The 14,436-nt window shown below is 65.0% G+C and carries 13 protein-coding genes; 9 read left to right on the forward strand and 4 right to left on the reverse strand.

Going from position 1 to position 14,436, the window contains the following annotated elements; genetic code table 11:
- Positions 1 to 12: 12 nt before the first annotated feature.
- The 3 genes from CKO15_RS06785 (at position 13) to CKO15_RS06795 (ending at position 3,188) form a co-directional block, all read left to right on the forward strand.
- Complete coding sequence (locus CKO15_RS06785) at positions 13 to 474, forward strand: nitrogen fixation protein NifZ (RefSeq protein ID WP_420842122.1); 462 nt, start codon at positions 13 to 15, stop codon at positions 472 to 474.
- Positions 452 to 1,381, forward strand: a complete 930-nt coding sequence (nifM, locus tag CKO15_RS06790; protein WP_200193851.1) for a nitrogen fixation protein NifM — start codon at positions 452 to 454, stop codon at positions 1,379 to 1,381. The genes CKO15_RS06785 and nifM overlap by 23 nt, the downstream gene beginning before the upstream one ends.
- Positions 1,382 to 1,559: 178 nt before the next feature.
- Positions 1,560 to 3,188, forward strand: coding sequence for an AMP-binding protein (locus tag CKO15_RS06795; protein ID WP_200193853.1), 1,629 nt, complete (start codon positions 1,560 to 1,562; stop codon positions 3,186 to 3,188).
- An 87-nt stretch (positions 3,189 to 3,275) separates the two neighbouring features.
- Here the strand turns inward: CKO15_RS06795 and thiD are convergent, their stop codons facing one another.
- The 3 genes from thiD to mazG form a co-directional block, all read right to left on the reverse strand.
- Complete coding sequence (thiD, locus tag CKO15_RS06800) at positions 3,276 to 4,178, reverse strand: bifunctional hydroxymethylpyrimidine kinase/phosphomethylpyrimidine kinase (protein WP_200193855.1); 903 nt, start codon at positions 4,176 to 4,178, stop codon at positions 3,276 to 3,278.
- Between the two features lie 65 nt (positions 4,179 to 4,243).
- Positions 4,244 to 5,500, reverse strand: a complete 1,257-nt coding sequence (gene ispG / locus CKO15_RS06805; RefSeq protein ID WP_200193857.1) for a flavodoxin-dependent (E)-4-hydroxy-3-methylbut-2-enyl-diphosphate synthase — start codon at positions 5,498 to 5,500, stop codon at positions 4,244 to 4,246.
- A 6-nt stretch (positions 5,501 to 5,506) separates the two neighbouring features.
- Positions 5,507 to 6,352: a nucleoside triphosphate pyrophosphohydrolase gene (mazG, locus tag CKO15_RS06810; RefSeq protein WP_200193859.1), complete on the reverse strand. Its 846-nt coding sequence runs from the start codon at positions 6,350 to 6,352 to the stop codon at positions 5,507 to 5,509.
- Between the two features lie 173 nt (positions 6,353 to 6,525).
- Here mazG and CKO15_RS06815 point away from each other — a divergent pair, with 173 nt between their 5' ends.
- On the forward strand, positions 6,526 to 7,146 hold the full coding sequence (locus CKO15_RS06815) for a TetR/AcrR family transcriptional regulator (RefSeq protein WP_200193861.1): 621 nt from the start codon (positions 6,526 to 6,528) through the stop codon (positions 7,144 to 7,146).
- On the opposite strand, the gene CKO15_RS06820 is transcribed toward CKO15_RS06815, so the two are convergent.
- Positions 7,129 to 7,512 (reverse strand): Mth938-like domain-containing protein, encoded by a 384-nt coding sequence (locus CKO15_RS06820; RefSeq protein WP_200193863.1) that lies wholly within the window; start codon positions 7,510 to 7,512, stop codon positions 7,129 to 7,131. The two genes, CKO15_RS06815 and CKO15_RS06820, sit on opposite strands and share 18 nt — an antisense overlap.
- Before the next feature lie 111 nt (positions 7,513 to 7,623).
- Here CKO15_RS06820 and alaC point away from each other — a divergent pair, with 111 nt between their 5' ends.
- The 5 genes from alaC (at position 7,624) to recJ (ending at position 14,424) form a co-directional block, all read left to right on the forward strand.
- Positions 7,624 to 8,826, forward strand: coding sequence for an alanine transaminase (gene alaC, locus CKO15_RS06825; RefSeq protein ID WP_200193865.1), 1,203 nt, complete (start codon positions 7,624 to 7,626; stop codon positions 8,824 to 8,826).
- Between the two features lie 132 nt (positions 8,827 to 8,958).
- Entirely contained in the window at positions 8,959 to 10,269 is a 1,311-nt protein-coding gene (locus CKO15_RS06830; RefSeq protein ID WP_200193867.1) for a homoserine dehydrogenase, read from the forward strand.
- 9 nt (positions 10,270 to 10,278) lie between these two features.
- Positions 10,279 to 11,418, forward strand: a complete 1,140-nt coding sequence (thrC, locus tag CKO15_RS06835) for a threonine synthase (protein WP_200193869.1) — start codon at positions 10,279 to 10,281, stop codon at positions 11,416 to 11,418.
- A 56-nt stretch (positions 11,419 to 11,474) separates the two neighbouring features.
- Positions 11,475 to 12,584: a hypothetical protein gene (locus tag CKO15_RS06840; RefSeq protein WP_200193871.1), complete on the forward strand. Its 1,110-nt coding sequence runs from the start codon at positions 11,475 to 11,477 to the stop codon at positions 12,582 to 12,584.
- Positions 12,502 to 14,424: a single-stranded-DNA-specific exonuclease RecJ gene (gene recJ, locus CKO15_RS06845; RefSeq protein WP_242464624.1), complete on the forward strand. Its 1,923-nt coding sequence runs from the start codon at positions 12,502 to 12,504 to the stop codon at positions 14,422 to 14,424. Before CKO15_RS06840 ends, recJ begins: the two co-directional genes overlap by 83 nt.
- Positions 14,425 to 14,436 lie beyond the last annotated feature (12 nt).

Here is a 14,436-nt window from a genome sequence, read left to right on the forward strand (position 1 = left end):
AGGAAGAGGACGATGATGAATGCACGGTTTGCGTTAGGGGCGTCGGTGCGCGTAGTGCGCAATGTCCGCGACGATGGTACCTATCCCGGAGCGCAGCGCGGTGAGCTGCTGGTGCGCCGCGGGTCGATCGGTTACGTCCGCGATGTCGGCAGCTTTCTGCAAGATCAGATCATCTACAGTGTCGATTTTCCGGTAGTCGGACGAATCGTCGGCTGCCGCGAGCAGGAGTTGATCGACGCCCGCGACCCGTGGGTCGAGAGCCGCTTCGAGGCGCGTGATCGCGTAACCCCGAACCGGACCCTGGCGATTGGCGGGCAGGTCGTGGTCGAGCCGGGTCAGCCGGGTGAAGTGCTCTACGTGCTGCGCGATCCGACGCGCGGTCCGCTCTACCACGTCCGCTTTCCCGGGCGAACGCTGCAGGTGCCCGAGCACGCCCTGACAGCGCTGAGCGATGCTGCCGAGCCGGTGTCGTGACGGGGCTGGCTACGCTGGGGCAGTCCACGCTACGGAGTTCGGAGTCGGCTTCATGAGTGGGGCGGCGGCCTATCGGCTGCTGCGCGCGGCCCTGGAGCGCTTCGAGCGCGCCCCGGCGCAGCTGACCGAGGCTGAGCGGACAGCGGCGCAGCAGCAGGCTGAGCAGGAGGGCGCGCTACAGCAGCGGGTCTTGGCTGCCCCGGAGGCTGCTGGGGTGACGGTCAGCGAGGCCGAGATCGAGCAGGCGATCGCCGCGATCGCCGAGCGTTTCGACAGCCCGGAGCACTTTGCGCAGGCCTTGGCCGATAACGACCTGGACCGCGGTGAGTTGGCCGCCGCCGTGGCGATTGAGCTGCGGGTCGAGCGCGTCTTGGAGCAGGTCGCCGCCCAGGCTCCTGCAGTGACCGACGCCGAACTCGAGCAGGTCTACGACACCTGCCCGGAACACTGGCGCCGTCCGGAGACGCGGCGCGTCCGCCATATCTTGATTACCATCAACGAGGAGTTGGCCGAGAATCGCCGCCCCCGGGCTTGGCAGCGCGCTGAGGGGTTGGCCGAGGCGCTGCGCGCCGATCCTAATCCAGACCACTTCGCCCGCCTGGCCGAGCGCCACTCCGAGTGCCCCAGTGCTCTGCACGGCGGCTTGATCGGACGCGTGCCCCGCGGTCAACTGCACGCCGAGCTCGATGAGGCGCTCTTTGCCATGACCGCGGGTGAGGTCAGCGACCCGATCGAGACCGCCCTCGGCTTCCATGTGCTCCTGTGTGAGGCGTGCTATGAGGCCGAGACTGCCCCCTTTACAGAGGTGCGGGAGCCGCTGCGCGAGCGTCTGCAACAGCAGCGGGGACGCGCGGCGCAGCGGCGCTGGATGCGCAGCCTCCTCGCGGCCCCGGGTGACGATGCCTGAGTGGTAGCCATTTAGAGACCAGCCGTCTACAGCACACCAAAAGCGCACCAGGGCTTGCTCTCGGCCCTGCGTGGTGCCCGGCTTGAGCCTTCGCGGCGTGCGCAATTCGACTGGGTTTGCACTGTGGCGCGATTTGGTAGGATGGCACTCAAGCAATCAGCAGCCGAAGGTGGATGCAATGGCGATCGCTGCAGCCGGTCCGGCCTCTTATGAGCACTTGCCCATGGCTTGGGTGGGCGACTGGGCCGGTCGCCGGGCGGCCTTAACCCCGGAGCGTTACGCGCTCTACGAGCCGGCGACCCAGCGCCGGCTGACCTATCGCGAGATGGATCAGCGTGCTGAGCGCGTCGGCGCGTTGCTCGTCCATGACCTGCAAATTGCCGCCGGCGAGCCGATCTGCCTGCTGGCGCAGAATCGGCTCGAAGCGGTCGATCTCTACTTCGCATGCGGTAAGACCGGGGTGGTCTTGGCACCGCTCTCCTATCGTCTGGCGACTCCCGAGCTGAACGACTTGGTGCGCCGGATCGCTCCACGGGCGCTCTTCTACGACGGCCACTTTGCCGAGCAGGCGCAGGCGCTGGAGTTGCCCGAGGGGGTGCCGCGTATTGAGCTGCCGGCGTTTGCCGAAGGGGGCGAGGGGGCGGAGAAGGGTGAGGTCGCCGAGTGGCCGGTGGCGCTGCCGGCAGAGTCGGTCAATCGGCCACTCGCCTTGTCCGATCCCTTCCTCTACGTCCACACCGGGGGTACGACGGCGACGCCGAAGATCTGTGTCGTCTCGCATCGGCAGATGGTCTGGAATGCGATCGACATCTTGGCGAGTGCCGGCGGGGCGCTCGGGCCGCAGCGCGAACTGCTCACCTTTCCGCTGTTCCATATCGGCGGTTGGAACACCCTGACCCCGGTCTACTACGCCGGTGGTTTTACGGTGCTGATGCACCGCTTCGATGCCGGTGAGGCGTTGCGCTTGATCGAGAGTGAGCGCTTGACCCACTTCGGTGTAGTCGAGGCGATGCTCCAGCTCATGAGTGAGCACTCGGCCTTTGCGCAGATCGATCTAAGCAGCTTGGAGAGTGTGACGACGGCCGGGGCGCCGTGCTCAGCCAGTGCCATGCAGCCCTTTTGGGATCGTGGCATCCCGGTGAGCCAGTCGTACGGGCTGACCGAGGGCGGACCGTCGAACTTCCTCTATATCCACGATGAGCAGTCCCTGGAGGGGCTGCGCGAGCACTACGACTCGATCGGCACCTCGATGTTTCATACCGACTACTGCATCGTCGATCCCGAGCAGCTGGAGCCGGTGCCGGCCGGCAAAGTGGGGGTAGTGCTGCTGCGCAGTCCGCACAATTTCGACGGCTATCTCGATGAGCCGGAGCGCACCGAGCAGGTGTTGCTGGCCGACGGCTGGGTCTACAGCGGTGATCTAGCCTATGTCGATGAAGAGGGGCGGGTGCGCATCGTCGGGCGTGCTGACAATCTCTTTATCAGCGGTGGGGAGAACGTCTCGCCGGAGCAGATCGAGGAGGTGCTGGTCCGCAATGCGGCGATCGATAAGGCGGCGGTCGTCGGTGTTGCCGATCCGCGCTGGGGGCAAGTGCCAGCGGCTGCTGTGGTGCTGCGCCCTGGCGCTGAGATCGATAAGGCGCAGCTTTGTGCCTACGCACGGCGCGAACTCGCTAGCTTTAAGATACCGAAATACGTCCACTTCGTTAGCGAACTGCCGCTGACCGGGGCGGGAAAGCTCGATCGGCAGCGAATCCGCGAGCTGCTTGAGCAGCGCCGGCACGATGACGAGTGTGCCGGGTGCTGAGTCTCTTGGTGCGTGTACGGTGCGCGGCGGTTTCCGGGTGCGTTGTCGGTTGCACTGTAGGCCAGCTGGCCGGCGCGCAAAGCCGCGTTACGTTGTCGGTACGAAGGGGCGGACGGTGATGCCGTGGGCGACCGGGCCGTGGCCGCGGCCGAGGCCGGTAGCACGCTGCAGTGCTTCGTGCAGGTAGGCGCGGGCGCGGGCGACCGCCTGTGGCATGGTTAGGCCCTGGGCCAGACCGGTGGCGATGGCGCTGGCTAAGGTGCAGCCGGTGCCGTGGTTCGAGGTGGTCGATAGGCGCAATTGGCGAAAAGACTCGACCCCGGCGGATGTTGCGAGGATGTCGATGACGACGTCGTCATGATGACGGTCAGGGTCGCCGTCCCTGCTCTCCTCGGTGGTCCCACCGTCCCCTGGGTCTTTTGCGGGGGTGGTGGCGACTGCGTGCCCGCCTTTGAGCAGCACCGCCTCGGGTCCGAGTGCGCGCAGAGCGACGGCGGCCTCGGCCATCGCCCCAGGGGTGGTGATCGGCTCGCCGAGCAGGACCTCGGCCTCGGGTAGGTTGGGGGTCAGTAGGGTAGCTTGCGGCAGCAGCACGCTGCGCAGCTGCTCAATGGCCGCCTCGGCGATCAGCCGATCGCCGCTTTGGGCGACCATGACCGGATCGATCACCTTCGGTACTGTCGGAGCGTGCTGCTCTAGGGTAGCGGCGACGGTCTCGATGACCGCGCTGTCGTGAAGCATTCCGGTTTTGATGCAGTCGGCGCCGATATCGTTGAGTACCGTCTCGATCTGGGCACGGATGAAGGCCGGTGGTACCGGGTGGACATCGGTCACACGGCAGGTGTTCTGCGCTGTCAGGGCGGTGATCGCGGTGCTGGCGTAGCCGCCGAGCGCCATGACGGTCTTCAGGTCGGCCTGAATTCCGGCGCCGCCGCCGGAGTCAGAGCCAGCGATGATCAAAACGCGCGCATTACCGAAACAGTCCGCCACTGCGGTGACTCCTCAGACTCCTCACGCTCGTCCCTTCACCTTCACCTTCACCCAGCGTCGTGCGCTTACTCACTCTTCGACGAGGCGAAGCGCTGGGCGACGTAGCTCTCGATGATCGGTTCGAGTTCGGCAGCTAGCTGCTCGCCTTTTAAGGTCACGGCGCGCTCGCCGTCGATAAAGACCGGAGCGGCGGGCTGCTCGCCGGCGCCGGGCAGGCTGATCCCGATGTCGGCGTGACGGCTCTCGCCGGGGCCGTTGACGACACAGCCCATCACGGCGATGCGCAACTGCTCGACGCCGGGGTAGTCTACCCGCCACTCGGGCATGCGCCGGTCGATGAAGCTGCGTACCTGCTCGGCGAGGTGCTGGAAGTAGTCGCTGGAGGTGCGCCCGCAGCCCGGACAGGCGGTGACCCGCGGGGTAAAATCGCGCAGCCCGAGGCTTTGCAGGACCTGCTGGGCGACTTCGACCTCACGGGCGCGGCTGCCGCCCGGGTCGGGGGTGAGCGAGACGCGAATCGTATCGCCGATGCCCTCCTGGAGGAGGATTGCCAGAGCTGCGCTTGAGGCCGTAATGCCGGGGATCCCCATGCCGGCCTCGGTTAACCCAAGATGCAGCGGGTAGTCGCAGCGCCGAGCCAGATCGCGGTAGACGGCGACTAGATCCTGGACACCGCTCATCTTGCAGGAGAGGACGATGCGATCGCTCGGCAGGCCGAGCGCTTCGGCCTGTGTTGCACTCTCAATCGCCGAAGTGACCACGGCATTGCGCATCACCGCCTCGGGTGGGTGTGGCTCTCTCCGTGCCGCGTTGGCATCCATCAGCCGGGTTAAGACGCTCTCATCAAGGCTGCCCCAGTTCACCCCGATGCGCACCGGCAGCTCATAGCGGCAAGCGATCTCGACCATCTCGGCGAACTGCGGATCGCGTCTTCGTCCCTTGCCGACGTTGCCGGGGTTGATGCGCATCTTAGCGATTGCTTCGGCACAGGCGGGGTGGCGTTTGAGCAGCTTATGGCCGTTGAAGTGGAAATCGCCGACCAGCGGCACCTCCACACCCTGTGCTAGCAATTGCTCGCGGATGCGCGGGACGGCAGCAGCAGCGGCCTCGTCGTTGATGGTGATGCGCACCAGTTCGGAGCCGGCGCGTGCTAGCTCAGCGACCTGGGCAACGGTGGCGGTGATATCGGCGGTCGCGGTGTCGGTCATCGACTGCACCACGACCGGCGCGGTGGCACCGATCACCAGGGGGCCGATGCGCACGCAGCGGGTTGAGTGTCGCTTTGCCGGGGCGGCCTCTAGCGGGGTCTGCTCACTGTCCATGGTTGCCTATGATACCGTTTTTTTGGCCCGCTGCCATGCCGCCTCCAGCACTTCGATCGGCTGCCCTTTGAGGGGGGTGTTGTGCTGGCGAAATTCGGCCTCGACCGCCCGAAAGCGCTGCTCAAAGCGCTGACCGGCGCGGCGCAGGGCGGTCTCGGAATCGACGCCGAGGTGGCGGGATAGATTCGTCACGGCGAAGAGAACATCGCCGATCTCATCCTCTAGACGTTGCGGATCGGCCGTCGGCAGCTCGGCCTTTACTTCGTTGAGCTCCTCGTAGATCTTCTCCAGCGTGCCGCGATAATCGGGCCAGTCGAAGCCGACACGCGCCGCCCGGCGCTGCAGTTTGCCGGCGCGCATTAAGGCGGGGAGGGCAGTGGCGACATCGTCTAAGGCGCTGTCGCCACTGCCCTTGCGGCGCCGCTCGGCGGCCTTGATCGCCTCCCAGCTGGCCGTTACACCGGCGGCATCCGAGGCGTCCGCGGCAGTGGTGCCCGCGGCCTCTTCTGCGCTGTTCGCAACCTCGGTCGCAGCCGTTGTAGCGTCAGCGCCGAAGACGTGCGGGTGGCGCCGCAACAACTTCTCGATCAACTGCTGCGCGACCGCTTCGAAGTCGAACAGTCCTTCTTCTTTGGCCATCTGGGCGTGGAAGACGACCTGCAGCAGCAAATCGCCCAACTCATCGCGCAACCCCTCTAAATCACCACGCTCGATGGCGTCGGCGACTTCGTACGCCTCTTCGATGGTGTGGGGGGCGATGGAGGCGAAGTTCTGCTCCAGATCCCACGGGCAGCCGTGATCGGGATTGCGAAGCTGCGCCATGATGGCCAGCAGGGAGTCGATGGTAGACACAGTGGAGTTAAGCCTCGCGGTCAGCAGTATTCGCGCCCAATATACAGCAGCAGCGATATTATCGACTCATCTCCGCCCAATGCAAATATTGGGCCGTGTTGCACCCGTTGTTGACAGGGCAGCGGCGCTCTCCGAAGATTGATCCCCAACAGTGCCAGCTTAAAGTGGATCGGATGGACTACTCATCTTCCCCCCCGGGGAGCGGCCCCGTAACCGAACGTGGCGAACGGACGCGGCGTAAGCTGATCCGGGCGGCTGAGACCGAACTGGGTGAGAAGGGCTTTTATAAGGCCTCGATCAGCAGTATTACTCAGCGTGCCGGGGTGGCGCAGGGGACCTTCTACCTCTACTACCGGTCGAAAGAGGAGATCTTCCGCGCCCTGGTCGAGCACATGAACCGCGGCATGCGGCACCATCTGAGCGTGGCCATCGCCGAGGCGCAGACGCGCCTTGAAGCCGAGCGGCTCGGTCTGGAGTCCTTCATGCGCTTTTGCCGCGAGCATGCACACCTCTATCGCATCGTCATGGAGGCGCAGTTTGTCGATCCAGAGATGCACCAGTGGTTCTTCCGTACCCTGGCTGACGGCTACGCCAAGCGGTTGGAGGCGGCACAGCAGCGCGGTGAGATCCGCAGCGGCGATCCTCACGCGCAGGCGTTGGCGCTGATCGGTATTGCCTTCTTCATGGGCCAGCGCGACTGGATCTGGGAGCAGCCGCCGACCGACGCCGAGAGCCTGGCTACGGCCATGGCCATTATCGAATCGGGCCTGAGTCCTTTAAGTCCGCAGAAGTAGCAGCGCACCGACGTGCCGTCCCTCATTCGCCAGCAGGTTAAAGGTGCGGCAGGCGGCGGCGGTGGCCATTGCCTCGCAACCGACACCCCCGCCGATGATCTGCCGCAGCAACGCCCGCTCGGGTAGGGCGAAGCGCGTTCCGGTGCCGATCAGAATCAGTTCTGGCTGCTGCTCAAGCAGCGGGCGCAGGTCGGCGAATGTCAACTCGGCAAGTCGCTGCAGGCCGACTTCACCGTCGAGCCAAGCGGGCGTCAGGCGAACGCTGCCGGCGAGCCGCCGTTCGCCAATGACGATGCTCGGCGGCTCTTCCGGCTCGTAGGAGCGAATGCGATAGCGGCTCGCGGTGTCGTCGCGGATTAAACGCATGGCCCTAGCGTAACGCAGCAACGCGCGATTTGACAGGTGGCCCCGTAGGCAGTAGCTTCTCACCGCTTAGGACCCTAACATTGTTGCTCTCCCGTCTGGTGAGGTTTGCCCGTGGACGCCGATTTACCCAAAGCCGAGTTCCCCCGGATCAAGCGGCTGCCTCCGTATGTGTTTAATATCGTCAACGAGTTGAAGGCGGCGGCACGCCAGCGCGGCGAAGATATCGTCGACTTTGGCATGGGCAACCCCGATCAACCGACTCCGCAGCACATCGTCGATAAGCTCTGTGAGGCGGCACAACGCCCCGATACCCATCGCTACTCCGTCTCGCGCGGTATTCCCCGGCTGCGCCGGGCGATCACCCGCTGGTATGCCGATCGCTACGCGGTCGAACTCGACCCGGAGAGCGAGGCGATCGTCACCATCGGCTCGAAAGAGGGGCTGGCGCACCTGGCCCTGGCCACCTTGGGGCCGGGCGATGCTGTCCTAGTGCCCAATCCGGCCTATCCGATCCACCCCTATGGGGTCGTGATCGCGGGGGCCGATATCCGCCACGTGCCGATGATTCCGAACGGCGATTTCTTCGCGGAGCTGCAAAAGGCGATCCGCGACACCTATCCAAAACCGAAAATGCTGATTCTCAACTTTCCGTCGAATCCGACAGCGCAGTGCGTCGAGTTGGAGTTCTTCGAGAAGGTGGTCGCCGTGGCCCGGCGGGAAGGGATCTGGGTGGTGCAGGATCTGGCCTATGCCGAGATCGTCTTCGACGGCTATCAAGCCCCTTCGATCCTACAAGTGCCGGGGGCAAAAGAGGTAGCGGTCGAGTGTTACTCGCTCTCTAAGACGTATAACATGCCGGGGTGGCGAGTCGGTTTTGTCTGCGGCAATGCCGACCTGATTGCCGCCCTGGCGCGGATGAAGTCGTACCTCGACTACGGCATGTTTACGCCGATCCAAGTCGCGAGCATCTTAGCGCTGGAGGGACCACAGGACTGTGTCCACGAGACGCGCGAGATGTACCGGCGCCGCCGTGACGTTTTGTGTGACGGCTTGGAGGCGGCAGGCTGGACGATCGAGCGGCCGAAGGCGACCATGTTTGCTTGGGCGCGTATTCCAGAGGCGTATCGAGCACAGGGGTCGCTGGAGTTTTCTAAAAGACTGCTCGCCGAGGCCAAGGTCGCGGTCTCTCCCGGGATCGGGTTTGGCAGTTACGGGGATGAGTATGTGCGCTTTTCGCTGATCGAGAACGAGCACCGCACCCGCCAGGCGATTCGCGGTATCAAACAGATGCTCCGGCGCGACGATGCAGTGTGACGCAGTGTAAGGGCTGCGGTACGATGCGCGGGCGTGCCGCGTAGCTCGCCGCGCGGCCGTTCGCAGTGAGGGTGGGCGATCGTTGAACCGTCAGGTGGCGGCAGAGGGTTTTGCAGTCTGGGAGGTGAAGGCTTGAAAGCGGTAAATGTAGGCATGCTGGGGATCGGCACCGTAGGGTCCGGAGTGGTCAACATCCTGGAGCGTAACGCCGATGTCATCAGCCGCCGAGCTGGCCGTCAGATCCATGTCACGCACGCTTCGGCACGTCATCCGGAGCGTCCTCGTAGCTGTCGGCTCGAGGGGATTCGCCTGACGACCGATCCATTCGAGGTGGTCGACGACCCCGAGACCGAGATCATCGCCGAGTTGATTGGCGGTTATGAACCGGCCCGCGAGCTGATCCTGCGCGCCCTAGATAACGGCAAACACGTCGTTACGGCGAACAAGGCGCTGATCGCCCAGCACGGTAACGAGATCTTCGCGCGCGCCCGCGAAAATGGCGTGACGGTCGCCTTCGAGGCGGCGGTCGCCGGTGGTATTCCGATCATCAAGGCCGTGCGTGAGGCGCTGACCGGCAATCGGATCGAGTGGCTGGCCGGAATCATCAACGGCACAGCGAACTACATTCTTACCGAGATGTTCTACGAGGGGCGGGAGTTTGGCGAGGTCCTGGCGGAGGCGCAACGGCTCGGCTACGCCGAAGCCGACCCGAGCTTCGACGTCGAGGGCATTGATGCCGCCCATAAACTGACGATTCTTGCCTCGATCGCCTTCGGTATCCCGCTGCAGTACGACAAAGTGCACGTTGAGGGGATCGATCATATCAGCCGTGACGATGTCGAGTGGGCCGAAGAGCTCGGTTTTCGCATCAAGCACCTTGGGTTGGCCTTCCACGAGGATGGCGGCTACGCCCTACGGGTCCATCCGACCCTGCTGCCGCGGCGACACATGCTCGCCAATGTCGACGGTGTCATGAATGCGGTTATGGTCAAGGGCGATGCGGTCGGTCCGACCCTCTATTACGGGGCTGGAGCCGGGGCTGAGCCGACTGCCTCGGCTGTGGTTGCCGATATGATCGATGTGGTGCGCGAGTTCAACTTGGAGCCAGAGAACCGCGTGCCTTATCTTGCCTTCCATACCCATTCGCTCTCCGATGGGCCAGTGTTGGCGATGCGCGATGTGCAGACGGCTTACTATTTGCGGCTGTCGGCCCGTGATGAGCCCGGAGTCCTGGCTGAGGTCACGCGTGTACTCGGCGACTTCGGCATCTCGATTGAGGCGATTATTCAAAAGCAGCCCGAGCCTGGTGCCGACCACGTGCCGATTATCCTGCTTACGCACCGCGTGCACGAGCGACAGATGGACGCCGCCATTGAGCGTTTGGAGCACCTGGATAAGATCGCTGGCCGGGTGATTCGTATTCGAGTTGAGGCCCTGGAGTAAACTGAGCCCATGCCGTTTCGCCACCGTTATACCGGATTGATTTCGAAGTACCTCGACCGCCTCCCGGTGCAGGATGATGTGCGCATCATCGGCCTCGGGGAGGGGAATACGCCGCTGATTCAGTTGAGCAAGCTGCCGCGTGTGGTGGCTCGCGACGTCGACCTGTTCGTGAAGTTCGAAGGGCTCAATCCGACCGGTTCCTTCAAGGATCGGGGGATGACGATGGCCGTGACGAAGGCCGTCGACGAAGGGGCTAAAGCGATCATCTGCGCCTCGACCGGCAACACTTCCGCCTCGGCAGCAGCGTACGCGGCGCGCGCCGGTATCGCCTGTTTCGTTTTGATCCCCGATGGCAAGATCGCGCTCGGCAAGCTCGCGCAGGCGATCATGCATGGGGCGCAGGTGTTGCAGATCCGCGGTAATTTTGATGCGGGAATGCGCCTCGTCAAGGAGCTCGCTGAGCAGGCGCCGCTGACCATTGTTAACTCGATCAACCCGTATCGCCTACAGGGGCAGAAGACTGCTGCCTTTGAGATCGTTGAAGAGCTCGAACGGGCGCCCGACTATCACTGTCTGCCGGTCGGCAATGCCGGGAATATCACCGCGCACTGGATCGGCTACTGCGAATCGAGCGGTAGTGGCCAGGATGGGCGTTTGACCGAGGCGTGCACACTGTGCGACGGGCAGTGCCGGTTTGCCTCGGCTGTAGTCGATAAACGGCCGAGGATGGTCGGTTATCAGGCGGCGGGCAGCGCCCCCTTCATGCGCGGTGCGCCGGTCGACGACCCCGATACGGTGGCGACGGCGATTCGCATCGGACACCCGCAGTCTTGGCAGCAGGCGTTGGCGGTGAGCCGTGAGTCGGGAGGCTGGTTCGATGAGCTCAGCGATGAGGAGATTCTGCAGGCGCAGCGTCTGCTGGCCGACCACGAGGGAGTCTTCTGCGAGCCGGCCTCGGCGACCTCGGTAGCGGGTGCTCTGCGCGATATCCGCAGTGGTCGCATCCCGGAGGGGAGTACGGTCGTCTGTACCTTGACCGGACACGGTTTGAAAGATCCCGATGTTGCGATCGCCCAGGCCGGTGATGCGGTGCAGACCGTCGATGCCGAGCTTGAGGCGGTGCGGGGCGCGATCGTCGATCGGCTTTGACCGGCGCACGCCTTCGTCTGTTGCTGCCCAGGTTCTGTGCAGGGCGCGGGGCGGCCGTGGGACAGAGTACGAGTACGGCCGCCGCTGGCGGTGAGTCTGTGGCAGCTGGCTGCGGGCCGTCGCGCGCGCTGCCGCCGCTGTTAGAGCGGGCGCTGGCGCGTGGTCGCTGGTCGAGGGCTGGACAGCGTGAGTGCCTGCCGGTGTTGCCGCCGCCAGAGCAGGGCAGTGCAGCCCTCGCTTGGCTGGCTGAGTTCACGGCGGGGGGCAGTCCTACTGCTGCAGGGGAGGGCTACTGGGCGTGTGCGCTGCCGGTTGCCCAAATCGTCAGCGGCCCTCAAGTGCGTCTTTTTAAGCCCCCTTTGACGCCGCCTGAGGCGGCGCAATTGTCTGCCGACTTAGCCCCCTTGCTGGCATCCTCCGGTCTTCAACTGTACGTCTCAGCGAGTGGGCGTTGGTATCTCAATAGCGATCAGCCGCTGCCGGAGTACGGCAACCCGGCTGCGTACTGGGGGCAACCGGTGGCGCAGCGTGTGCCGCGTGGCAGTGCAGATGCGCTGATCTGGGCGCGGCTGTCGACAGAGATCGAGATGTTCCTCTACGACCATCCGCTGAATGAGGCGCGTCGGCGCGCCGGAGCGCTTCCCCTGACCACTCTGTGGCTGTGGGGGAGCGGGCGTTGTCCTGAGGCGCCAGCGTCATCGCAGTGGCTGTGGCAGCATCTGGCGAGTGACGATCCAGTCTGGCGCGGTTGGGCTCAACTCGCCGGTGCAGGTGTAGAGGCGAGTAGCCAACTGGAGGCGGCGGTTGCTACACCGCGCGCGGGCGCAACCCTGGTCGTCTACAGTGGTGAGCACTCGACCGTCGGTGACGTAAGCGCTGAGCTAAGCGATGGCTTGGCGAGGGGCGAGGCCACCCTGCTGCGGTCCGCGCAGCGGCATTTGGCTTGGGGCTGGCCGTGGCCCTCGCGAGGGGGGTGGCGGTGCTTGGAACTGCAGGCCACACCGGCAGGCCCGGTCTGTACGGTGACGCGCGCGCGTCTGTGGCGCTTCTGGCGCCGCCGTGCGCAGGCAGCACGTTGGCTGTATGACGGCCGCGAAAACACTCCCGTTCCCGCCGGGGGCGCCGCCGAATACGATCCTGCCGGAGGTGGCGATGCGACCGTCTGAGTCGATCCGACGGCGTCCGCCTGCCCCTTGGTCAGTCGACTTGGCGGAGCAAATCCCGGATCTTCACCCGGTGCTGCAGCGCGTCTATGCGCAGCGCGGCGTGCGCAGTGCCGCCGAGCTCGATCTGAGTCTGGCACAGCTGGCACCACCGCACGGCATGGTCGATCTGGAGCAAGCCGGTGAGGCCTTGGCGCAGGCGCTGCTCAGTGAGGCGCGCATCTGTATCGTCGGCGATTACGATGCCGACGGGGCGACGGCAACGGCGGTCTTGATGCAGGCGCTGACGAGTCTAGCGCGCGCCTGTGGTGTTGCGCGGGTGCAACTGAAGTTCTTTATTCCCGATCGCTTCGAGTTGGGCTACGGGTTGACTCCGGCGGTCGTCGAGCGGCTTCGCCCGCAGCAACCCGATTGGTTGGTCACCGTTGATAACGGCATCAGCAGCATTGAGGGGGCGGCGGCCGCGCGCGCAGCCGGTATGCGGGTGATCATCACCGATCACCACAGCCCGCCGGAGCGGCTGCCGGTCGCCGAGGCCGTGGTCAACCCGCTGCGCGGCGACGATCGATTTGCCAGTCGCGCCTTAGCTGGGGTCGGGGTGGCGTTCTATTTGGCTGCGGCGGTGCGTCAGGCGCTGCAGCGACGACTTGGCGGGCAGGTTACGCTGCCGTCGCTGGCCCCGCTGCTCGATCTGGTGGCGTTGGGGACCGTTGCCGATCTGGTACCGCTCGATGTCAACAATCGCATCTTGGTGGCCCAAGGTCTGCGCCGGATTCGCAGCGGCGCTGCCCGGCCTGGTCTCTATGCGCTGTTGGCCCTCGCCGGGCGCGACCCCCGAACGGCGACCGCCACCGATCTGGCCTTCGGCGTCGCGCCACGACTGAACGCCGCCGGCCGCTTAGCCAATATGTCTACCGGCGTGGAGTGTCTGTTGGCCGATACTAAGGCGTCAGCGCAACAGCGGTCGCAAGAGCTTGATCGGCTCAATCGCGAGCGGCGCGAAGTTGAAGCGCGCATGACGGATGAGGCGCTGCTGGCGATCGAAGCGGCCCATACTGAAGAGATGGGGCTCGGGCTCTGTGTCAGCGCTCCTGATTGGCACCAGGGCGTGACGGGTATTGTCGCTTCGCGCCTGAAGGAGCGCTACCATCGTCCGGTCGTCGCCTTTGCCCCGGCGGGCAACGGCACGCTGCGCGGCTCGGGGCGCTCGGTACCGGGGCTGCACATGCGCGATGCCCTTGCCCGGGTGGAGCGTGATGTCCCGCAGTTAATCAAGCGCTTCGGGGGGCATGCGATGGCCGCCGGGTTGACCATCGCCGCCTCGCAGCTCGGCGCCTTTCGCGCTGCCTTTGCCCGCGCCGTTGACGAGATGCTGAACGGCGAGCTCCCGCCGGCGATCCACGAGAGCGATGGGCCGCTGAGCCGCGAGGAGCTTACGCTGGAGACGGCCCGTGCACTACGCGACGGCGGCCCCTGGGGAGTCGGCTTCCCTGAACCGCACTTCGACGGCCTCTTCGTCGTCGACGAAGTGCGACCGCTGCGCGGGGGGCACCTCCGTTTGGCCCTTCGACTGATCGCTGACCCTGTAGCCGACGAACAGTCTGAGCCCGCTAGGGGCCTGGCTAGGGGGGCGGGTTCTGTGAACAACGAGCCCGCCCCGGTCAACAAGGAGGCAGTCTACCCTGGCATCTTCTTCGGCGGTGCCGAGAAGATCGCTCCTGAACGTCTCGATGCCCCCGTCCGGCTGCTCTATACCCCCGATATCAACTGCTTTCGAGGAAACACGACGCTGCAGCTGCGCATTGCCCACCTCGAGTCGATCCCGCCTGATCGGGATCTGTGAGGGGGCAAAGAC

Origin of the sequence: Halorhodospira abdelmalekii, from assembly GCF_016583625.1 — a bacterium.
GTDB lineage: Bacteria > Pseudomonadota > Gammaproteobacteria > Nitrococcales > Halorhodospiraceae > Halorhodospira > Halorhodospira abdelmalekii.

Excerpts from the sequence above, each read along its gene's own strand:
- recJ (WP_242464624.1), top strand. The coding sequence starts at position 12,502 with ATGACGGCCGCGAAAACACTCCCGTTCCCGCCGGGGGCGCCGCCGAAT.
- ispG (WP_200193857.1), bottom strand. The coding sequence starts at position 5,500 with ATGGACAGTGAGCAGACCCCGCTAGAGGCCGCCCCGGCAAAGCGACAC.
- CKO15_RS06815 (WP_200193861.1), top strand. The coding sequence starts at position 6,526 with ATGGACTACTCATCTTCCCCCCCGGGGAGCGGCCCCGTAACCGAACGT.
- CKO15_RS06785 (WP_420842122.1), top strand. The coding sequence starts at position 13 with ATGATGAATGCACGGTTTGCGTTAGGGGCGTCGGTGCGCGTAGTGCGC.
- nifM (WP_200193851.1), top strand. The coding sequence starts at position 452 with ATGCTGCCGAGCCGGTGTCGTGACGGGGCTGGCTACGCTGGGGCAGTC.
- CKO15_RS06820 (WP_200193863.1), bottom strand. The coding sequence starts at position 7,512 with ATGCGTTTAATCCGCGACGACACCGCGAGCCGCTATCGCATTCGCTCC.
- thrC (WP_200193869.1), top strand. The coding sequence starts at position 10,279 with ATGCCGTTTCGCCACCGTTATACCGGATTGATTTCGAAGTACCTCGAC.
- CKO15_RS06795 (WP_200193853.1), top strand. The coding sequence starts at position 1,560 with ATGGCGATCGCTGCAGCCGGTCCGGCCTCTTATGAGCACTTGCCCATG.